General features: G+C 62.4%; 14 protein-coding genes. 1 reads left to right on the top strand and 13 read right to left on the bottom strand.

Going from position 1 to position 21395, the window contains the following annotated elements:
* The 6 genes from KBB36_RS17295 to KBB36_RS17270 form a co-directional block, all read right to left on the bottom strand.
* On the bottom strand, positions 1 to 778 hold a 778-nt coding region (locus KBB36_RS17295), incomplete at its 3' end, for a succinate dehydrogenase iron-sulfur subunit (protein ID WP_290983763.1).
* A 14-nt stretch (positions 779 to 792) separates the two neighbouring features.
* Positions 793 to 2580, bottom strand: coding sequence for a succinate dehydrogenase flavoprotein subunit (sdhA, locus tag KBB36_RS17290; RefSeq protein WP_290983760.1), 1788 nt, complete (start codon positions 2578 to 2580; stop codon positions 793 to 795).
* Between the two features lie 3 nt (positions 2581 to 2583).
* On the bottom strand, positions 2584 to 2979 hold the full coding sequence (gene sdhD / locus KBB36_RS17285; RefSeq protein ID WP_290983757.1) for a succinate dehydrogenase, hydrophobic membrane anchor protein: 396 nt from the start codon (positions 2977 to 2979) through the stop codon (positions 2584 to 2586).
* Between the two features lie 10 nt (positions 2980 to 2989).
* Positions 2990 to 3376, bottom strand: a complete 387-nt coding sequence (gene sdhC, locus KBB36_RS17280) for a succinate dehydrogenase, cytochrome b556 subunit (protein WP_290983754.1) — start codon at positions 3374 to 3376, stop codon at positions 2990 to 2992.
* 221 nt (positions 3377 to 3597) lie between these two features.
* Positions 3598 to 4653: a MaoC family dehydratase gene (locus KBB36_RS17275; RefSeq protein ID WP_290983751.1), complete on the bottom strand. Its 1056-nt coding sequence runs from the start codon at positions 4651 to 4653 to the stop codon at positions 3598 to 3600.
* Positions 4650 to 5531 carry a CoA ester lyase gene (locus KBB36_RS17270; RefSeq protein ID WP_290983749.1) on the bottom strand — a complete coding sequence of 294 codons (882 nt, stop codon included), beginning with the start codon at positions 5529 to 5531 and terminating at the stop codon, positions 4650 to 4652. Before KBB36_RS17270 ends, KBB36_RS17275 begins: the two co-directional genes overlap by 4 nt.
* 143 nt (positions 5532 to 5674) lie before the next feature.
* Here KBB36_RS17270 and pdxY point away from each other — a divergent pair, with 143 nt between their 5' ends.
* Complete coding sequence (gene pdxY / locus KBB36_RS17265; RefSeq protein WP_290983746.1) at positions 5675 to 6556, top strand: pyridoxal kinase; 882 nt, start codon at positions 5675 to 5677, stop codon at positions 6554 to 6556.
* Between the two features lie 3 nt (positions 6557 to 6559).
* On the opposite strand, the gene KBB36_RS17260 is transcribed toward pdxY, so the two are convergent.
* The 7 genes from KBB36_RS17260 to KBB36_RS17230 all read right to left on the bottom strand — a co-directional run.
* Positions 6560 to 13327 (bottom strand): calcium-binding protein, encoded by a 6768-nt coding sequence (locus KBB36_RS17260; protein ID WP_290983743.1) that lies wholly within the window; start codon positions 13325 to 13327, stop codon positions 6560 to 6562.
* A 179-nt stretch (positions 13328 to 13506) separates the two neighbouring features.
* A complete protein-coding gene (locus tag KBB36_RS17255) occupies positions 13507 to 14532 on the bottom strand; it encodes an aspartate-semialdehyde dehydrogenase (protein WP_290983740.1) in 1026 nt (341 codons plus the stop codon).
* Between the two features lie 166 nt (positions 14533 to 14698).
* Entirely contained in the window at positions 14699 to 16336 is a 1638-nt protein-coding gene (locus KBB36_RS17250) for a hypothetical protein (RefSeq protein ID WP_290983737.1), read from the bottom strand.
* Positions 16337 to 16356: 20 nt separating this feature from the next.
* On the bottom strand, positions 16357 to 17196 hold the full coding sequence (locus KBB36_RS17245; protein WP_290983734.1) for a MinD/ParA family protein: 840 nt from the start codon (positions 17194 to 17196) through the stop codon (positions 16357 to 16359).
* Complete coding sequence (locus KBB36_RS17240) at positions 17193 to 18251, bottom strand: GTP-binding protein (RefSeq protein ID WP_290983732.1); 1059 nt, start codon at positions 18249 to 18251, stop codon at positions 17193 to 17195. Before KBB36_RS17240 ends, KBB36_RS17245 begins: the two co-directional genes overlap by 4 nt.
* Positions 18252 to 18271: 20 nt before the next feature.
* Positions 18272 to 20314, bottom strand: a complete 2043-nt coding sequence (gene flhA / locus KBB36_RS17235; protein WP_290983766.1) for a flagellar biosynthesis protein FlhA — start codon at positions 20312 to 20314, stop codon at positions 18272 to 18274.
* 101 nt (positions 20315 to 20415) lie between these two features.
* Positions 20416 to 21395 (bottom strand): sigma-54 dependent transcriptional regulator (locus KBB36_RS17230; RefSeq protein ID WP_290983729.1); only part of this gene is annotated, 980 nt, incomplete at its 5' end.

Below are 21395 nucleotides of genomic sequence, written 5' to 3'. Positions count from 1 at the left end.
CCACCATATGCTGCTTGATCTCGGCAATTGCCTTGGCCGGGTTCAAGCCCTCCGGGCAGGTATTGGTGCAGTTCATGATGGTGTGGCAGCGATACAGCCGGAACGGATCTTCCAGATTATCCAGCCGCTCACCGGTCATCTCGTCGCGGCTATCGGCAATCCAGCGATAGGCCTGCAACAGCACGGCGGGGCCGAGATAACGATCCGAATTCCACCAATAGCTCGGGCAGGAGGTGGAGCAGCAGGCGCACAGGATACATTCGTAGAGCCCGTCAATCTTGGCGCGGTCTTCCTTGGATTGCAGACGCTCACGCGCCGGCGCCGGGCTTTCCGACTGCATCCATGGCTTGATCGAGGCATATTGCGCATAGAAGTTGGTCAGGTCGGGCACCAGATCCTTCACCACCGGCATATGCGGCAGCGGGTAAATCTTCACCTCGCCATCCACATCGTCGCAGGCCTTGGTGCAGGCCAGGGTGTTGGAGCCATCAATATTCATGGCGCAGGAACCGCACACGCCTTCGCGGCAGGAGCGCCGGAAGGTCAGCGTCGGATCGATCTCGTTCTTGATCTTGATCAGCGCATCCAGAACCATCGGGCCACAATCATTCATGTCGACGGTATAGCTGTCGACACGGGGATTCTGGCCGTCATCCGGATTCCAGCGATAGACCTTGAAGGTCTTGAGGCGCTGCTCGGCGCCGCCCTGCTGGCTTGGGGCGGCATGGACCTTGCCTTCGGTGAGGCGGGAGTTTTTCGGCAGTGTGAAAGCGACCATGGGGTGGGGCTACCTCAGTAAACGCGCTTCTTGGGTTCGATATACTGGACCTCGTTGGTCAGCGTGTAGGTGTGCACCGGGCGATAATCGGTGGTCACCTTGCCGTTTTTGTCGAGCCAGCTCAGCGTATGCTTCATCCAGTTCTGGTCGTCGCGATCCGGGAAATCCTCGCGCGCATGGGCGCCGCGGCTTTCCTTGCGATTGGCGGCACCATGCATGGTCACCACCGCCTGGCCGATCAGGTTATCCAGTTCCAGCGTTTCCACCAGATCGGAATTCCACACCATGCTGCGATCCTGCACGCCGATATCGGCCATCTCGCGGTTCACATCGTCGATCAGGCGCACACCTTCCTCCAGCACCTCGCCGGTGCGGTAGACGGCACAGTTATTCTGCATCGTGCGCTGCATCTTGTCGCGGATGCGGGCGGTGGAACTGCCGCCCTTGGCATGGCGGAAATGATCCAGATGAGCCAGGGCATCGTCGCCGGCATTCTTCAGATCACGATGCTTGGCGTCCTTCTCCACCACCTTGGCGGCACGGATGGCAGCAGCGCGGCCAAACACCACTAGGTCGATCAGCGAATTCGAGCCGAGCCGGTTGGCGCCATGCACCGAGACGCAGGCTGCCTCGCCGATCGCCATCAGGCCGGGCACCACGCTATCCGGATTGCCATCCTTCAGCGTCAGCACTTCGCCATGATAATTGGTCGGGATGCCGCCCATATTGTAATGCACGGTGGGCAGCACCGGGATCGGCTGCTTGGTCACGTCCACGCCGGCAAAGATACGGGCGCTTTCCGAGATGCCGGGCAGGCGTTCTTCCAGCACCGCCGGATCAAGGTGATCCAGATGCAGGTAGATATGATCCTTGTTCTTGCCAACGCCGCGGCCTTCGCGGATTTCCATGGTCATGGCGCGGCTGACCACGTCACGCGAGGCCAGATCCTTGGCCGAGGGGGCATAACGCTCCATGAAACGCTCGCCGGCGGAATTGACGACATAGCCGCCCTCGCCGCGCGCACCCTCGGTGATCAGGCAGCCGGCGCCGTAGATGCCGGTGGGATGGAATTGCACAAATTCCATATCCTGCAATGGCAGGCCGGCGCGCAGCACCATGCCGCCGCCATCGCCGGTGCAGGTATGCGCCGAGGTGCAGGAGAAATAGGCGCGGCCATAACCGCCGGTGGCCAGCACCACCATATGGGCGCGGAAACGATGGATGCTGCCATCGGCCAGATTCCAGGCCATCACGCCACGGCAGACGCCGTCTTCGTCCATGATCAGGTCAAGGGCGAAATACTCGATGAAAAACTCGGTGTCATATTTCAGCGCCTGCTGATACAGCGTGTGCAGGATGGCATGGCCGGTGCGATCCGCAGCGGCGCAGGTGCGCTGCGCCGGTGCCTTGCCGTAATCCTTGGTCATGCCGCCGAAGGCGCGCTGGTAGATCTTGCCTTCCTCGGTGCGGCTGAACGGCACACCGAAATGCTCCAGCTCGATCACCGCCGGCACCGCCTCGCGGCACATATATTCGATGGCATCCTGGTCGCCGAGCCAGTCCGACCCCTTCACGGTGTCGTACATATGCCAGCGCCAGTTATCCTCGCCCATATTGCCCAAGGCGGCGGAAATGCCGCCCTGCGCCGCCACAGTATGGCTGCGGGTGGGGAAAACCTTGGAGATGCAGGCGGTCTTGAGGCCGGCAGCGGCCATGCCCATGGTGGCGCGCAGGCCGGCGCCACCGGCGCCGACAACCACCACGTCGTAGAAATGTTCAGTGACGTTATAGGCTGCGGGCATTGCTCAGGCTCCGAAAAACAGCTTCAGGATCGACAGCGCGCAGAGCGCACCGACCAGGATCACGGCGAAGGTGAGGACGAGCTGCACCACGATCTTGGTGCCCTCGACATGGATGTAATCCTCTACCACCACCTGCAGGCCAAGTTTGAGATGCCAGAACATCGCCAGCACAGCCAGCAGCGCAATCAGCGCCAGCAGGGGATGTTTGAAAGCGGCCACCACGGCAGCATGATCGGCGCTGCCGAGTTTCAGCATCACCACCACCAGGATCAGCAGCAGCGGCACCATGGCCACGGCGGTGACCCGCTGCACCCACCAATGCTGCACACCTTCCTTGGCCGAGCCGAGGCCGCGCACACGCTTGAGCGGGCTGCGCATGGTCTTTGTGTTGTTGGTCATGGCGCGCCCCTCACTTCCACGCATAGGCCAGGATCCAGGCCACCAGGGTCAGCACCACCGAGGCGATGATGACAAGCCAGGACAGCCGGGCGGCGGTGGCCTTTTCAAAACCACGGCCGATATCCCAGTAGAGATGCCGCAGGCCATTGCAGAGATGATAGAACAATGCCCAGGAAAAGCCGAACATCACCAGGCGGCCGAGCCATGAGCCGAGCACGCCCTGCACCAGGGCGAAATACTCCGGCCCGGCAGCGGCGGCCACCAGCCACCAGGCCAGCAGCAGCGTGCCGACGCCCAGGCCAACACCGGTGGCGCGATGCAGGATTGAAGTGGCCATGGTGATAGGCCAGCGATAAACCTGCAAATGGGGGGAAAGCGGTCGTTCTACATTCGCCATGTTTCGCCTTCGATCTGGGGCGGTGCGCCGGTGGGATGCTGCTGGCATCCCTTCCCGGCACCCGGAAAGCCAGAGAGGATTGTAGAACCCACCCCGGTCTAGTCAACGATTCCGGCGCTTTCTTACTCCCCGACCGGGCCTATCGCAAGGGTAATGGCGCGCCCCAGGCCACAGGCCGAGGCGGCCAGCGCCGCAAGGCCACTAAATGCAGCCTGACGGTGTTATTTACGCGGCATCAGCACCCAGTAATCCAGGTCCAGCACCACGTTATCCAGGTATTTGCCCTCAGCATCCTTGTCGGGGAAGCCGGTGGCCGGCTGGTCCTTGAGCGCCACCGTGCGGACCCGCAGGGCGCCGACATCGCCACGGCCGTCGATCCTGGCCTTGTCGAGAATTTCCGACCAAGCATAGATGGTGTGGCCGGCATGGCTGGGATTGACATGGCGGCCGCCATTGATCGCCGCCATGAAGGCGCCATTGCCCAGGCCGTTGAAGCTGAGCGAGCGCGCCAGGCTGATGATATGGCCGCCATAGATCAGGCGGCGGCCGATCTTCTCCTGGCCCTGGCGAAACTGATCAAAATGCACCTTGGCAGTATTCTGATAAAGCCGCGTAGCAAGCTGGTGCTCGGCCTCCTCGATGGTCATGCCGTCAACATGGTCGATCTTCTCGCCAATGGCATAATCTTCCCAGCCGAAACGGCTGCCGGCCAGTTGCCAGTCATACTGGGTGAAATCCAGCCCGGCCGGCACGCGGAGCTGATCCGCGCGCACCGCCAGGGCCGGCTGCGGCACCCGTTCGGCTGCCACTTCGGCAGTTTCGTCGCGCTTTTTCACCATCACCCAGCGGACAAAATCCAGCACCAGTTCGTCGCCATCCTTGTAGCCCTGGCTGCGCACATAAACCACACCGGTCTTGCGGTTGGAATTCTCCTTGATGCCGATCACCCGGCTGACCGCAGTGAGCGTATCGCCGGGATAGACCGGGGCGAGCCAGCGGCATTCGGCATAACCCAGATTGGCCACCGCATTGAGCGAGATATCCGGCACGGTCTTGCCGAACACGATATGGAAGGCCAGCAGATCGTCGACCGGGGCGCGTTTGAGGCCAAGCTTGCGGGAGAAACTATCAGCCGACGGCACCGGGAAGCGGCTGCCATAGAGGCTGGTATACAGCGCCACATCACCCCAGCCGAGCGTACGCGGGGTGGCATGGCGGATTTCCTGATCGAGCCGGAAATCCTCCAGGAAATTGCCCAGATTGGTCTTGTTGCTCATGCCATTTGCTCCAGCTTGGCGATGGCGGCGGCCAGCGCCGACAATTTCTTGGCCTGCTCAACATGCAGGTTCTCGATCAGCTTGCCATCCACCAGCACCACGCCCTTGCCCTCTGCCGTGGCAGACTCGAAGGCGGCAATGATTTTCTGCGCCCGCGCCACTTCGGCTTCGGAAGGCGCAAATACCGTGTTGCACGGCGCCACCTGCTTGGGGTGGATCAGGGTCTTGCCATCGAAGCCATAATCCAGGCCCTGGCGGCAGGCGGCTTCAAAACCGGCATCGTCATCGAGATCAAGATGAACACCATCCAGGATGCTGAGGCCATAGGCGCGCGCCGCCAGCAGGCAGAGCGACAGCGAGGCCGCCACCGGCAGGCGCAGCGGCGTGTGGCGCGCATTCAAATCCTTCACCAGATCGGACGTGCCCATCACCAGGCAGGTCAGGCGCGGATGCGCGGCGGCAATCGCCTCGGCATGCAGGATGCCCTTGGGGGTTTCCATCATCGCCCAGATTGTCATTGCCTCCGGCGCGCCATGCTGTGCCAGCAGATCGGCGGCGCGCTGCACCTGGGCGGCATGCTCCACCTTGGGCAGCAGCACCGCATCCGGCCCGGCCTGGGCCGCCGCAATGATATCGGCCTCGCCCCAGGGGGTATCAAAGCCATTGGCGCGGATGATCAATTCACGCCCGCCATAGCCGCCACCGCGCACGGCGCCGCAAACCTGCTCGCGCGCCATGGCCTTGGCATCCGGCGCCACGGCATCTTCCAGGTCGAGAATTAGGCCATCGGCCGGCAGCGTCTTCGCCTTGTCAAGCGCCCGGGCATTGGACCCTGGCATGTAAAGCACTGAACGGCGGGGACGGACGCTATCGGCCATGGCGAATCCTCATGCTGCATCTGCGAAGAACGAGCTGCGCCACTATAATCGCCGGCTTACCGGTGGCAAGCTTCCACCGCGACAGGCATAGTGGACGCAACAATAATACTTGGACCCCATCCAAACCATCGAGGAGTCGCGGCATGACCGTGCTCGCCATTCAAAGCCAGGTGCTGCACGGCCATGTCGGCAATTCGGCCGCCAGCCTGCCCCTGCTGCGCCAGGGATTTGAGGTCTGGGCGATTCCGGCAGCGATCCTGGCCTTCCATCCCGGCCAGCTTTATCCCGGCCAGGGCGGGCCGGCGCCGGTTTTCACCGATCCGGCGGCGATCGACCATTGGGCTGGCGCCCTGGCCACGTTGCCGCATTGGCGGGCCTTACGCGGCGGCTTGAGCGGCTGGCTCGGCACCCCCGCCATCGCCCAGGCTGCCGGACGGGCGATGATCCAGGCCAAGGCAGCCAATCCGGCTTTCCACTGGCTGTGTGATCCGGTGCTGGGCGATGCCGATACCGGGCTTTATGTCGATCCGGCGCTGGTCAGCTATTTCAACGAATATCTGCTGCCGCATGCCGACAGCGCCACGCCGAACCGCTTCGAGCTGGAGCATCTGACCGGCCGGCGCATCACCGACCTGCCCTCGGCGCTCGCCGCCGCCGATATCCTGCGCAGCAAGCTCAATCCGGCCGGGCCGCGCATTGTGGTGGCCACCAGCCTGGATCGCCAGGATGGTGGCCGCGGCATGGTGGAAGCATTGGCGGTGAATAACGATGGCGCCTGGCTGGCGGCGATGCCGGATCTGGGCGCCGCCACGCCGAAAGGCGCCGGCGACCTGTTTGCCGCCCTGTTCCTGGCCCGGCTGCTACGCGGCAAGAATGTGAAAAAGGCCACCGCCTTTGCCATGGCCGGCTGCTATGGCGTGCTGAAACATGCCATCACCAATGGCAGCCCGGACATGCTTTATGCGGCGGCACAGGATGAAATGCGCAATCCCAGCCGCGAACCGGCAATCGAGCGGGTGCGCTGAAGCCTACAAACTGTAGACAAAATCGCCGGATTGCAGGTCTTCCACCACCTGGCCGATCAGGGTGACGGTGTAGCCATTGCCAAAATCCAGCAGCACATCCTTGCCAACCTGGCTGGCGGCAGACAGCACATAGTCAAAATCAAAGGCACCGGCAGCGGCCAGGTCGATGCGATCACCATCGCCATTCGAGCCGCTGAAATCCAGGATCACATCCACGCCGCCGGCATAAACAAACACATCGCTGCTGCCGCCGCCGGAAAGTGTGTTGGTGCCAAGGCCGCCGATGATGGTGTTTTCGCCATCACTGCCGCTGATGACATCATCGCCAAGACCACCATCGATCTCGGAGGCAACAATATCGCCCGCCGCCATCACGATGGTGTCATTGCCGAAACTGCCGGTCACTGTCTCGACATTACTGACCGTGACCAGATTGGTGCCATAGGACAGGGTCAGCATGTCGCTGCCGGCGCCCAGATCAATCGATTGCGCCGTAGCCGACGGCCCCAATTCAACATGATCCTCGCCGGCCCCGCCGATGATCGTCTCGATATTGGCAGCGGTCAGCGTGTTGCCGCCATCAGCCAGAATCAGCGTGTCCTTGCCGATGCCGAATTCCAGCCGGATGCCGGCACTGGGCAGGCCCAGCGTGATCACATCGGCGCCATTGCCGCTGGCGATACTCTCAATATTGCTCAGCGTCACATTGTTGTTGCCATTGGCCAGGGTCAGCCGGTCGATGCCGCCTGCCAGATCAATCACCGCACCATCAACCGCCGATGAGAACACGATACTGTCGACCAGACTGGCGCCATTCAATGTTTCGACATTGGCCAGGGTGAGACTGTTGGCGTAATGCGCCAGATTCAGGGTGTCGATACCATCACCCAGATCAACCCGGATACCGGAAGCCACCGCATTCAGCGCCACCGTATCGTCGCCATTGCCACCAATGATGGTTTCAACATTGGCAACCGAAAGATTGTTGCCGCCATTGGCCAGGGTCAGCTTGTCGCTGCCCCCCGCCAGATCAACACTCTCGCCGGCCAGCAAATTGCTATTCAGCACCACAACATCCGCGCCGCTGCCTGCCACCAGGGTTTCAACATTGCCCACCGTGACCGTGCCGCCACCCGCAGCCAAGGCCAGATAATCGCCGCCATCGCCAAGGTCTACGGCAATCGGCGAAGCCGCCAGGGTGAGGGTTACAGTATCGTCGCCGCTGCCGCCCTGCACCGATTCAACATTGCCGATGGTGACAACATTGCCGCCATCGCCCAGAACCAGGCTGTCGCTGCCGGCGCCCAGATTGATCAACACGCCGGTGACGCCAAGACTCATCGTCACATTATCGGCGCCGGAGCCACCCTGCACGGTTTCAATATTCGACACTGTGACCGAATTGCCGCCCGCCGCCAGCACCAATGTGTCATTGCCATCGGCAAAGTCGAGCAACGCATCGGCAAAGGTAGTAGCGAAGGTGATGTTGTCATCGCCGGCGCCGGCCGTGACAAACTCAACATTCGAAAGCGTCAGCACATTGGCGTCATCGCTCAGATAAAGCTGATCAACGCCGCCGGCCAGATCAATTGTCATCCCGGTGGCGCCGGCCGCCAGCACCACGGCGTCATCGCCGCTGCCGCCGATAATGGTTTCGATATTGGTGGCAGTCAGCAGATTCTCGCCGTCGGCCAATGTGAGCTTGTCGCGACCGAGGCCGAGATCAATGATCTCATCGCCTACCAGCACACTGGTCAGCGTGATGATATCCGAACCGCTGCCGCCAGTGATGGTTTCGACATTGCCGATGGTGACAAAATTATTGCCCGAAATCAGCTTGATGCTATCGGCGCCGAAGCCAAGATCAATATTAACCGCGCTGGAAGCGATACCAAGCACCACATTATCCGCCGTGATGCCGCCGGTGATGGTCTCGACATTGGCAATGGTGAGGTTGCTGGCGCCATCGGTCAGAATCAGACGATCAAGCCCGCCGGCCAGATTGATCAGGCCGCTGGTGATGCCGGCCGACAGTGTCACCGTGTCAGCGCCAGTACCGCCGGTAATGGTTTCGATATTGGTGGCGCTCAGGCTGTTGGTGCCGTCGGCCAGGATCAGCTTGTCATTGCCATCCGCCAGATCGATGCTGTAATCGGTGACGCGGGCGCCAAGGGTCACGGTGTCGGTGCCGCTGCCGGCAATCAGTGTCTCGATATTGGCGATGGTCACCGTATTGGTGAAATTGCCGAGAGTGAGGCTGTCATTGCCGGCACCGAGATCAATGCGCAGGCCGCTCACAGCGCCGGTCAGCGTGATTTCATCAACACCGGTGCCGCCGGTCAGCGTCTCGATATTGGCAATGGTCAATACATTGCCATCATTGGTCAAGGTCAGCTTGTCGGCACCGCCGCCCAGATCAACCAGGTCGCCGGCCAGGAAAGCAGTGGCCGCCGTCACCACATCGGCACCGGCGCCGCCGGTGATGGTTTCCACATTGGCGACCGTCAGGGTGTTGCCGCCGGCCGCGAGAATCAGTTGATCGGCATCGGTATCAAGATCAATACGCATGCCGGTGGTGGCGACACCCAGCGTGATAATATCCGCGCCGGTGCCGCCGGTCAGGGTTTCGACATTCGATACCGTCAGGCTGTTGCCGTCATTGGCCAGGGTCAACTGATCGAAGCCAAGGCCCAGATTGACCAGCATCTGCGTGACCGAGGCATCCAGCGTGACAATATCCGCGCCTGTGCCGCCGATCAGGGTTTCAACATTGCCCACCGTGGCAGTGTTGCCGCCATTGGCCAAAGTCAGGCGATCATTGCCGGCGCCTAGATCAACACCGCCATCGGTCAGCCGGGTGCCATAGGTGATGCCATCATCGCCGCTGCCGGCCACCAGAACTTCAACATTGGACAAGGTGGCGATCGTGCTGAAATCGCCCAGGGTCAGGCTGTCGCTGCCATCGCCGAGATCGATGGTCATCGAATTGGCCGTGCTGCCCAGCGTGACATCATCGGAACCGCTGCCGCCGATCAGGGTTTCGATATTGGTAATGGTCAGCACGTTGCCATCATCCGACAGCACCAACTTGTCGGCGCCGGCGCCAAGCTGGATCACCTCGTCGCCGGATAGGCCGGTCAGCAGGGTGACGGTATCCGAGCCGCTTGAACCGGTGATGGTTTCCACATTGGCGACGGTGATGCGGTTGATGCCGCCGCTTAGCACAATGCGGTCGTCGCCATCGCCCAGATCAATCATCACGCCAGTGGACGAGACATTCAGCACCACCGTGTCGTTGCCGGTGCCGCCCTGAATGGTTTCGACATTGCCCACAGTGATATTATTGGTGCCGTTGGCGAGCAGGATCTGATCCAGGCCAACCGCAAGATTGATACTGACATCGGTCACCGCATCGGCAAATGACACCACGTCATTGGCAATACCGCCCACCACATTCTCAACATTGGACAAAGTGACCGCATTGCTGAAATTGCCCAGCACCAGCTTGTCACTGCCATCGCCCAGATCGATGCTGGCATCGGTCAGGCGGGTGGCGAAAGTGACATTGTCGGCCTGGTTGCCGGCCACCAGGATTTCGACATTGGAGAGGGTGATCGTGTTGGCGAAATTGCCCAGCTTGAGACTGTCAACACCATCGCCAAGATCATAACGGGCGCCAACCGCCGCGCCATTGATGGTGATTTCGTCGCTGCCGGTGCCGCCGGTCAGGGTTTCGATATTCGCCACGGAAAGGATGTTATCGGCATCGGCCAGGGTCAGCCGGTCATTGCCGGCGCCAAGATCAATCAATTCACCGCTGGTCATCGCGGTGAGCAGCACAACTGTATCGGCACCGGAAATGCCGGTAATCGATTCAACATTGGTCAGGGTGACATAATTGATGCCGGCGCCGAGCTGGATGCTGTCAGTGCCATCCCCCAGATCCAGGCTGCTGGCCGAGATTGCCGGGCCGAGTGTCAGGGCGTCATCCCCGGTGCCGCCAACAATAGTCTCTGTATTGCCCACCGTCAGGATGTTGCCGCCATCGGCCAGCACCAGCTTGTCGGCGCCCTGGCCGAGATTGATGCTGGCCTGCGACAGGGTTTCCGCCAGCGTGACGGTATCGGCGCCGCTGCCGCCGGTCAGGGTTTCGATATTCGTCACGGTCAGGCTGTTGCCGCCGGCTGCCAGGGTCAGCTTGTCGTTGCCCTTGCCAAGATCGATGCTGCCATCGGTGATCTGCGAGCCAAGCGTGATGCTGTCATCACCAGTACCGGCGGTGATGGCTTCAACATTGGCGATGGTGATATTGTTGCTGAAATTGCCAAGCACAACGGTGTCGACGCCATCGCCAAGATCAACCCGCATATTGACCGCAGCGGCGCCCAGCGTCACCTCATCGGCACCATCGCCACCGGTCAGCGTCTCCACATTGGCGATGGTGAGAAGATTGCCGCCATCGGCCAGTTTCAGCTTGTCGGCGCCGAGGCCGAGATCGATGCTTTCAGTGCCGACAAGCTGCGTGGTCAGCACTATGTTATCGGCGCCATTACCGCCAACGATGCTTTCAACATTGGCAACGGTGACGCTGTTATTGCCGGCGAACAGGGTCAGCGTATCGGCGCCATCGCCCATTTCCAGATTGCTGAGGGTGCTGCCGGCGCCCAGGGTGACAACATCATCCCCGGCGCCGCCGGTCAGCGTCTCAACACCGGATGCCGTCAGGCTGTTGCCGCCATCGGCCAGGATCAGCTTGTCGGCCCCGGCCAACAGGCTAACCGAAATATTCGTCACCGGTTCGACCAGATAGACCGTATCGGCGCCGGCCCCGCCGGTAACGGTTTCGATATTGCTGGCGGTCAGTGTGTTGCCGCCGGCCGCCAGGGTCAGCCGGTCACTGCCGGCGCCAAGATCGATAGTACCGCCGGTGATCTGCGACAGATAGGTGATGATATCGGCCTGACTGCCGGCGACCAGGGTTTCAACATTGGTCACCGCCACGGTGTTGGCGAAATCGCCCAGCACCAGGGTGTCGTTGCCAGCCCCCAGATCAACCCGCATGTTGACCGCACCGGCCGCCAGGGTGATCTCATCGGCGCCGCTGCCGCCGGTCACGGTTTCTGCATTGGCCAGTGTCAGCGCGTTGCCACCAGCGGCCAGGGTCAGGCGGTCGGCGCCCGAACCCATATCAATGGTCTGATTGACCATGTTGGTGAGCAGCACAACGGTATCGGCACCCGCACCGCCGGCCAGCGATTCCACATTGGTCAGCGTCACATTGTTGATGCCGGAAAGCAGCGTCACAGTATCGTAGCCGTCGCCAAGATCGAGGCTGGAGCGCGAAGAGCCGGAATTGAGCGTGATGGTATCGTCGCCGGCCCCACCGAGCACGGTTTCGATATTGCCCAGCGTCATGGTGTTGCCATCATCGCCAAGCGTCAGCTTGTCGAGACCGGCAGCGAGATTGACCAGCATGCCGCCGGTGCTGGTGCCGAGCGTGACGATATCGGCGCCGGTGCCGCCCTGGATGGTTTCGATATTCACCGCCGTGATGGTGTTGCCACCTGCTGCCAGCGTCAGCTTGTCGGCGCCATCGGCCAGATCAATCGTGGTGTTGATCAGCTTGCTGCCCATGGTGATCGTATCGGCCTGGCTACCGGCGATCAGGGTTTCCACATTGCTCAGCGTGATATTGTTCGGCGTGTCAGACAGCGTCAGGCTGTCGCTGCCATTGCCCAGGTCGATCTTCAGGCCGCCGCTATTGCTGCCATCCAGCGTGATGACATCGGCACCGGTGCCGCCCTGGATGGTTTCGGTATTGCTGACCGTGATGTCATTGCCGCCATTGGCCAGCACCAGCTTGTCCTGCCCGAGGCCAAGATCAACCTGCACACCCGACAACGTGTTGCCATAGGTGACCGTATCGGCGCCGCCGCCGGCCACCAGCGTTTCCACATTGGTGACGGTGATCGTGTTGATCGAACCGGACAGGATCACGGTGTCGTCGCCATCGCCCAGGTCGTAGCGGGCATTCACCGCCGGACCCTGCACGGTGATGGCATCATCGCCGGTGCCGCCGGCCACGGTTTCAACATTGGCGATACTGACCGCATTGCCGCCATCGGCCAGAATCAGCTTGTCGGCGCCGGCACCCAGATTGGCGACAACATCGTTCACGGTCTCGCCCAGCGTGACGGTATCGCCGCCAGTGCCGCCGGTCACGCTTTCGATGCTGCTGATTGTGGTGTTGGTGCCAAGATTGCCCAGCGTCACCTTGTCTTCGCCGGTGCCGCCGGTGATCTTCTCAACATTGGCCACCGTCACCCGGTTGCCGCCATCGGCCAGTTGCACCTGATCGCTGCCGCCGCCGAGATCAATGCTGGAATTGGTGCTTGGCAATTCCAGCGTGACAATATCGGTGCCAAGGCCGGAACTGAGGGTTTCGATATTGGCGATGCTCAGCGTGTTGCCGCCATTAGCCAGCACCACACGGTCCAACCCGGCGCCGAGATCAATACTGGCGCCATTCACCGTCGCAGTGAGGGTCAATATATCGGCGCCGCTACCGCCGGTGATGGTCTCGATATTGGCGATTGTCAGGCGGTTGGCGCCATCGGCCAGGGTCAGGCTGTCGTCACCCGCCAGCAGATCGATACGACCGCCGGCCGCAGTCTGGGTCAGCGTGACGATATCATCGCCGCTGCCACCGATCAGCGTGTCGATAGACGTGAAGCTATAGCTCCCGCCGCTATCGTCCAATTTTTCGGGCATTCTGCCGAAAACCTTTGCTGTCCCGACTTTCCGGGACCCATTCAAAAAATCTACGCCCTAAACTACCCAAATTGACGGCAGCAAGCACGGGATATTTTGTTAACGGTTAAAATCGGAACAAAAATACAAAACGGCGCCAACCAGGGTCTGGTCGGCGCCGTTTTCCGCCATTTATAGCCTCAGGCGGCCTGCTTCTTCAGGTGACGGGCAGCCAGCACTTCGGCAATCTGCACCGCGTTGAGCGCCGCGCCCTTGCGCAGATTGTCGGAAACCACCCACAGCGCCAGGCCATTTTCCACCGTGATATCCTCACGGATACGCGACACGAAGGTGTTGTAATCACCGGCGCATTCCAGCGGCGTGATGTAGCCGCCCGGCTCGCGGCGATCCAGCACCTGCACGCCCGGCGCTTCGGACAGGATGTCGCGCGCTTCCTCGGCCGAGATCGGGTCGGCGAATTCAATATTCACCGCTTCGGAATGGCCGATGAAGACCGGCACGCGCACACAGGTGGCGGTGAGCTTGATCTTCGGGTCGAGAATCTTCTTGGTCTCGGCCATCATCTTCCACTCTTCCTTGGTGAAGCCATCCTCCATGAAGACATCGATATGCGGGATTACGTTGAACGCAATCTGCTTGGTGAACTTCTTCTTCTCGATCGGATCGTTGACGAAGATCGCCTTGGTCTGGCGTTCCAGTTCCACCACGCCGTCATTGCCGGCACCGGATACCGACTGGTAGGTGGCAACCACCACGCGCTGGATACGGGCGCGGTCATGCAGCGGCTTCAGCGCCAGCACCAGCTGGGCGGTGGAGCAATTCGGGTTGGCGATGATGCCGCGCTTGCTGTAACCGGCAATGGCATCGGCATTCACTTCCGGCACGATCAGCGGCACATCCTCGTGCATGCGCCAGAATGACGAATTGTCGATCACCACGGCGCCCTGCGCCGCCACCTTCGGCGCCCATTCGCCCGAAGTGGTACCGCCGGCCGAGAACAGCGCAATATCGGTGCCGCGGAAGTCAAAATCTTCCAGCGCCTGCACCTTCAGCTTCTTGTCGCCGAAAAACACTTCCTTGCCGAGTGAGCGGCGCGAGGCGAGCGCCACCACTTCCGAAACCGGAAACTTGCGCTCATGCAGGATGTTCAGCATTTCGCGGCCCACCACGCCGGTGGCACCGACCACAGCTACCTTGTAGCTCATCGTTTTGGCCTTTCAGTTGCCCCGGCAGGTCGACACCCGGCGGGATTCAAACACACGGACTTGTTTTGCCCGGCAGGTCGACACCCGGCAGGCGAGGCGACACTTAGCGCTGAAATGCACACTTGGCAAGGGCGGAATTGGCTGGCTGCAATCAGGAGCATACACACTAAACCTCAACGCTCTGATGCGGGCCGGCGCCGATCTCCAGCCCGGGCTCGGTGGGCCAGGGGATCGGCGGCTCGCGGTCATGGAAACGCAAGGATCCGGTCATGCCGGTGATCGCCATGGCGTCGTCGAATATCTGCTGCACGTCGAGCTTGAAAGCCGGGCCGAATTCGGTCAGCGAACGCAGCACCAGATCGAGCCGCTTATCGGCCATATAGCCGTCAAACTGCACCGGGCCGGTGCTTTCCAGGTTGAAATCCAGGATGAAGCGGGATTGTGTCTGGTTTTTCCTGCGGTCGCGGCGGCGGCGCATAAAAACCTGCACCGGCTCGACCCGGCCCTGCACCAGCATCGGCAGGGTAAGCGCCTGCCAGTCGGTATCGCCGCCACGCTGGTTGAGCTTGCCGAGATCGCGGAAATCATCGTCCAGCTTGGCCAGCAGATCGCCCTTGCCGGCGTCTTTCAGCGCCTTGCTGGCCTCTGCGCCAAGCCAGGCCTGGGCATTGCCGATGGCAGAGGCGGCCATGAATTGCAGCGCGTTGGCGGCCAGCCGGGCATTCGCCTGCGGCAGGGCCTGGCTGAGTTTGGCGGCCAGATCGGGATTGCTGGCGCGCAAGGCATCCAGCACGCTTTGCATCGCCGGCCAGCCGCCCTGAAGGCGCTGCAAGATGCCGGCAGCCGGCAGCGGCGCCAGTTGCGTCACCGCCGGTGCGGCCGGCCGCGCCAGCGAGGTCAGTTCCAGCGCCAACTGGCTGCCCGGCGCCAGGGCCAGCGCCTGGGCTTGCGGCAAATCCAGCGCCAGCATGCCTTGCGGGGTGCGCAGCAGAATCTGCCCGGTGGCGTTCTGGCCAGTGACCACACCCGCCAACAGGCCGGCCTTGCCCGCGGCCTGCCCGGCCAGCGCGGCGGGCAGGGTGGATTGGCCGGCGGCATCCTGCTGCGCCGATTGCGGCAGCATGGCGCCGGGGGCGGCCACCGCCCGCACCACCATCTGCACCGCGCTGCCCGGCGGTAGTGTTCCCGGCTCGGCGGCGCGGATCGCGGCCTGGGCGCCGGCCTGTCCGGCCTGCGGTGTGGCCGGCATATTGCTGGGCAGAACCGTGCCGGCCAGGCTCTGGCCCGGATTGGGCAGCAATGCCGCCGCCGCCTGGCCCACCTGCGGCACCGCCAGCGCCAGCTGGGTCGGCGTCGGGTTCTGCAACAAAGCGCTCAAGGGCGGTTGCAGCGTGATGCCATTGGCAGCCAGCAGGCTGACCGAGGGCGGGCTGCCCGGCAGCACGGCCAGCCGCACATTGCTGCCCTGGGCCAGCACGGCAGCCAGGGTGGGATTGGCGGTGATGACAAAGGCCGTGCCGGACTGGCTGCGCAGCACAAAAGCATTGCCGTCGCGCGCCACCACCTGGGCCTGCACGGTGGCGCCATCGCGCGCCGCCCGCGCCACATCGCTGGTGCGCACGGTATCGTTGTCTGATTGCAGGATGGTGTTGGCGCCGCCAGCCGGTGTGTTGCTAGCCGGGGCTGGCGTGGCGGGCGCCGGTGTAGCCGGGGCTGGCGCGGCGGGTGCCGGTGTAGCAGGGGCCGGGCTTGCCGGGGTGGTTTGCCCCGGCACGGCTGGGGCGATGCGGCCGATCTCGCTCATCGCGGCCGCATCATCATGGCTTAGCGATGCGCGGCAACCGCGCCGAGCAGCCCGGCGGCAATCGCCTCCACATCCTGGGCGGCATCACAGCTTGGATGGCGGGCCAGCAACGGCATCTGGTTACGGATCGCGTCGCGCACTTTCTCGTCGCGCCGGATCACGCCGGCCAGCGGTGGCGAATATTTGAGGAAATTCTCCGCCGCCTTGGTCAGCTTGGCATGGGTGCGCTCGCCTTCGCGGGTAGTCGGTGCGATATTCACCACCACGCGCAGATCAGCATTCCGATCCGCCATACGCGCCAGCTTGATGAAGGCATAGGCATCGGTCAGCGCGGTCGGCTCGTCATTGGTCACCACCAGGGTAACACCGGCGGCCTGCGACAAGGTGCGCACCACGGCATCCACACCGGCGCCAAGATCAATCACTACCTTGTCATAGCTGCGCGCCAACAGGCTCAGTTCGTCACGCAGGCCGTTCAGCGCCGCCTGATCCAGCGTCGCCAGGCTGGCCGAACCCGATTTGCCGGCGATGATATCGAAGCCGGCCTCAGACGGCATCACCGCATCGGCCAGGCTGAAGCGGCCGGCAATCACACTGCCCAGATCCCGATCCGGCATCAGGCCAAGCTGGATATCGACGTTGGCAAGGCCGATATCGCCATCGAACAGCAGGGTGCGGATACCCTGGCGGGCGAAACAATGCGCCAGCGAGATCGACAGCCAGGTTTTGCCCACACCGCCCTTGCCGGAAGCAACGGCGATGATATTGGCCTGCCGCACCGGTGCGGCAGGATGGCGCAGCGGACGCTGGGCAGAGGGCGGAATGGACGGCGTATTAGATTGCATGGCGATCACAGTCATTCGGCGGCCTTCGAGGTCAGGTTGGCGCTAACACCGCTATCGGGGTCGCGCAAGAGCCAGTGGGCGAGTTGCAGCGGATCAAGCCGCTCAAACCCTTTGCCGACATAGGGGCTGCAACCGGCATCGGCAAAGGCCAGGCCGGCGGCATCGGCGGCAGCCAGCAGGCCACCCAGCCGGCGGCTGGCATCCAGCCGGGTGGGCAGGAAACGACGGCAGCCCAACGTGGCGAAGATGCCGGCAATCTCGGCCGCTTCGCCGGGATCGCCGCCTGCCGGCAGCACCAAAACCGGCTCGGCGCCTGAAGCCTGGATCAGTTCCTTGAGCGGGCCGCGTTCCTTGGGCTGAAACGGGTTCAGCCCGGTCGTGTCTATCACAATCTTGGCTTCACCGGTATGCGCCATCATCGCGGTCAGTTCACGCGGATCGGCGGCCTCGGTGAACGGCACCGCCATCACCCGGCACAGCGCGGCAAGCTGTTCGCCGGCCGCAGCCCGCGCCAGATCGCAGGAAATCACATGCACATTGCGCCGCTCCAGCACCGAACGGGCGGCAATCTTGGCCACCGCAATCGACTTGCCGGCGCCGGCCGGGCCAACCAGCAGCACCGGGCGATTATCCATCGACAGGCCGGGAAAGCGGAAATGCTCGTCCAGCGCCTCGGCCAGAGACCCCGGCATGTCTTCCAGGCCAACCCGCAACGCCGCCTGGGTCAGTCTTTCGGCCAGCCGCGCCGGCACACCATGCCACGATAGCGCGCCATGCAGCAATTCGGCGAATTCGTCGGCATAGGCAGCGGCAGCCACATCGGCGCCAAAATCTTCCGATGGCACAAAGCCGCGTGTATTGGCGCCGTAGCGCGCATGATCGCGCAAGGCCTGGGCCTCGGCGGTGGCGTAATCGTCCGGTGAATCGGATTCCACCGCTGCGGTGATCTCAACCCGGTTATCGGCCCGGCTCTGCGTGGTGGATACGATGATCGCATCCTCGCCGAGCTGGCTGCGCACCATGTCCATGGCCTCGGCCATGCTGGTGGCGGTGAAGGTTTTAAGCCGCATCTTCTAACCCCTCCCCCGCATCAGATCTGAGCCAATGTGCGCAGCTTGGCCTTGGGATGGACCTCCTGCTGCGACATGACGATGGTGGCCGGCCGGAACCGTTCGATGATCGAGCGCACATAGGGCCGCACACCCGGGCTGACCAGCAGCACCGGCACATACCCTTCGCCGCCCAGCCGCTCGAAGGTCTGGCGCACGCCGGCGATGAAATCCTGCAAGCGCGACGGCGCCATGGAAAGCTGGCGGTCCTCGCCCTGGCCGATCAGCGATTCGGCGAAGGCCTGCTCCCAGGCCGGCGACAGCGTGACCAGCGGGATGAAACCATCCGGGCCCACATTGGCATTGGAAATCTGCCGCGCCAGGCGGGCGCGCACATGCTCGGTGATCTGGGTGACGCTCTGGGTATAGCCGGTGGCCTCGGCGATGGCTTCCAGCACCGTAGCCAAGTCACGGATCGAGACCCGTTCGGACAGCAGATTCTGCAACACGCGCTGGATGCCGTTCACATTGATGCGGTTCGGGATCACTTCCGACACCAGCTTCTCGTTATTCTTCTTCAATTCCTCGATCAGCTTCTGCGTCTCTGCGAAAGACAGCAGATCGGCCATGTTATCCTTCACCACCTCGGTCAGATGGGTGGTGATGACGGTGCCGGGATCAACCACGGTATAGCCACGGAACATCGCCTCGTCGCGCATGCTGTCATCCACCCACATGGCGGGCAGGCCGAAAGTCGGCTCGATGGTTTCCTCACCCTGCAGGGCAATACGTTCGCCACGCGGGTCCATCACCAGCAGCATGCTGGGCCGCACCTCGCCACGCGCCGCTTCCACTTCCTTCACCCGCACCACATAGGAATTGCCCGGCAATTGCATATTGTCCAGGATGCGCACGCTGGGCATGATGAAGCCCATATCAATGGCAATCTGGCGCCGCAAAGCCTTGATCTGGTCGGTCAGGCGATAACCGCGCGCATCATTGATCAGCGGCAGCAAGCTAAAGCCAAGCTCAAGCCGCAGATCGTCGATGGCCAAAGCATTGGTCACCGGCTCGTCGAGCGGGTTGACCGGCGGCGGTGCCGGTGCTGGTGGCGGGATCGCATCAATCTTGCGCTGCTTCTCCTGTTCACGCGAGGCATAGGCCAGGCCACCGAGAACCAACGCCAGCAGCAGGAAGGGGAAAAACGGCATGCCCGGAATCAGGGCGAAGCAGAGCGACAGAATTGCCGACATGCCAAGCGCCTTGACACCGGAAAGCTGCAACGCCAGGGCCTGATCCGTGGTGCCGGTGGCGGTGCCTTTCGACACCATGAGGCCGGCCGCCACCGAAATCACCAGCGCCGGAATCTGCGACACCAGGCCGTCACCAACAGTCAGGATCGAATAGGTATTGGCGGCCTGGCTAAAGGTCAGCCCCTTATCGAGCACACCGATCAGGATGCCGCCGATCAGATTGATGAAAGTGATCAGAATGCCGGCGATAGCATCGCCGCGCACAAATTTCGAGGCACCATCCATGGCACCGAAGAAGCTGGATTCATCCTCCAGATCCTTGCGCCGGGTGCGCGCCTGATTTTCGTCGATCAGGCCGGCTGAAAGATCGGCATCGATCGCCATCTGCTTGCCGGGCATGGCATCCAGGGTGAAACGCGCCGACACTTCCGCGATACGGCCGGAACCCTTGGTGATGACGACAAAATTCACGATCACCAGGATCGAGAAGACGATGATGCCGATCACCAGGCTGCCGCCCATGACAAACTGGCCGAAAGCCTCCACCACATGGCCAGCAGCATCCGTGCCTTCATGGCCATTACCCAGAATCAAGCGGGTGGTGGCCAGATTCAATGACAGGCGCAGCATCGTGGTGATCAGCAGCACGGTGGGGAAAGCACCGAATTCCAGCGGCCGGGTGACAAAAAGGCAGGTCATCAGCACCAGCACAGCCGAGGTGATCGAAATCGCCAGGGCGATATCGAGCAGCAGCGGCGGCATCGGCAGGATGAGCACGCTGAGTACCAGCATGACGCCGATGGCAAGAAAGATATCACCATGCCGGCTCATCTGACGCAGACGAGCACCAATGCCGGGGCCGGCACCTGCACCTGTATCGCTGGGAACGATCTCGGTCATGGTATTCCTAATTCATGGCTCGCGATGCCGGCTCATGCCGGCACGCGCGATCCGTCATTCGCCAAAGGCACGGCAACGCCTTCGTCGGTATATTGCTTCAGCTTGTTGCGCAGCGTGCGGATCGAGATGCCAAGGATGGTGGCGGCATGGGTCCGGTTGCCGAGGCAATGTTTCAATGTGTCGATGATCAGGTCGCGTTCCACATCAGCCAGGGCGCGGCCCACCAGGCTGCCGCCCGGGCCGGTGGCCTGACCTGGCGCCTGACCTGCCGCCTGTGCCGCAGCCGGCGCACCCGCAGCCGAGCCGGCGCTCGGCGCGATGCCGGCGGCTTCGGCCAGGCCGGTGCCATCGGGCAGCCGCACGGCCTCAACCTCGATCTGCTCGCCGCTGGCCAGCAGCACGGCGCGGTGCATGGTGTTTTCCAGCTCGCGCACATTGCCACGCCACGGTGCCTGTTTCAGCGCCGCCAATGTGGCCGCTGCCAGCGGCCGCACCGGCACGGCATTCACCTCGGCATATTTTTTCACAAAATGGATCGCCAGCAATTCGATATCGGCCGGCCGCGCCCGCAACGGCGGCAGCTTCAGGTTCACCACATTGAGGCGGAACAGCAAATCCTCGCGGAAAGTGCCCTTGGCCACTTCCTCGTTCAGATTGCGGTTTGAGGTGGCCAGCACGCGGATATCCACCTTCACCGGCTTGTTGCCGCCGATGCGGTCAATCTCACGCTCCTGGATGGCGCGCAGCAGCTTGGCCTGCAAGCGGATATCCATTTCGGTGATTTCATCCAACAGCAGCGTGCCGCCATTGGCTTCCTCGAATTTGCCGATACGCCGCGCCACGGCGCCAGTGAAGGCGCCCTTTTCATGGCCGAACAATTCCGATTCCAGCAATTGCTCCGGAATGGCCGCGCAATTGACGCTGACAAACGGCTTGTCGGCACGCGGGCTGCGGTTATGGATGAAACGCGCCATCCCTTCCTTGCCGGTGCCGCTTTCGCCGGTGATCAGCA

This window comes from Ferrovibrio sp., assembly GCF_017994015.1.
Lineage (GTDB): Bacteria > Pseudomonadota > Alphaproteobacteria > Ferrovibrionales > Ferrovibrionaceae > Ferrovibrio.
Note: the sequence above shows the minus strand (reverse complement) of the source record. Positions and strands in the feature narration are given on the sequence as shown.

Coding starts and splice junctions, on each gene's coding strand:
- sdhD (WP_290983757.1), bottom strand. CDS start 2,979: ATGACCAACAACACAAAGACCATGCGCAGCCCGCTCAAGCGTGTGCGC.
- KBB36_RS17270 (WP_290983749.1), bottom strand. CDS start 5,531: ATGGCCGATAGCGTCCGTCCCCGCCGTTCAGTGCTTTACATGCCAGGG.
- pdxY (WP_290983746.1), top strand. CDS start 5,675: ATGACCGTGCTCGCCATTCAAAGCCAGGTGCTGCACGGCCATGTCGGC.
- flhA (WP_290983766.1), bottom strand. CDS start 20,314: ATGAGCCGGCATGGTGATATCTTTCTTGCCATCGGCGTCATGCTGGTA.
- KBB36_RS17240 (WP_290983732.1), bottom strand. CDS start 18,251: ATGCGGCTTAAAACCTTCACCGCCACCAGCATGGCCGAGGCCATGGAC.
- KBB36_RS17250 (WP_290983737.1), bottom strand. CDS start 16,336: ATGAGCGAGATCGGCCGCATCGCCCCAGCCGTGCCGGGGCAAACCACC.
- KBB36_RS17260 (WP_290983743.1), bottom strand. CDS start 13,327: ATGCCCGAAAAATTGGACGATAGCGGCGGGAGCTATAGCTTCACGTCT.
- KBB36_RS17275 (WP_290983751.1), bottom strand. CDS start 4,653: ATGAGCAACAAGACCAATCTGGGCAATTTCCTGGAGGATTTCCGGCTC.
- KBB36_RS17245 (WP_290983734.1), bottom strand. CDS start 17,196: ATGACTGTGATCGCCATGCAATCTAATACGCCGTCCATTCCGCCCTCT.
- KBB36_RS17255 (WP_290983740.1), bottom strand. CDS start 14,532: ATGAGCTACAAGGTAGCTGTGGTCGGTGCCACCGGCGTGGTGGGCCGC.
- sdhA (WP_290983760.1), bottom strand. CDS start 2,580: ATGCCCGCAGCCTATAACGTCACTGAACATTTCTACGACGTGGTGGTT.
- sdhC (WP_290983754.1), bottom strand. CDS start 3,376: ATGGCGAATGTAGAACGACCGCTTTCCCCCCATTTGCAGGTTTATCGC.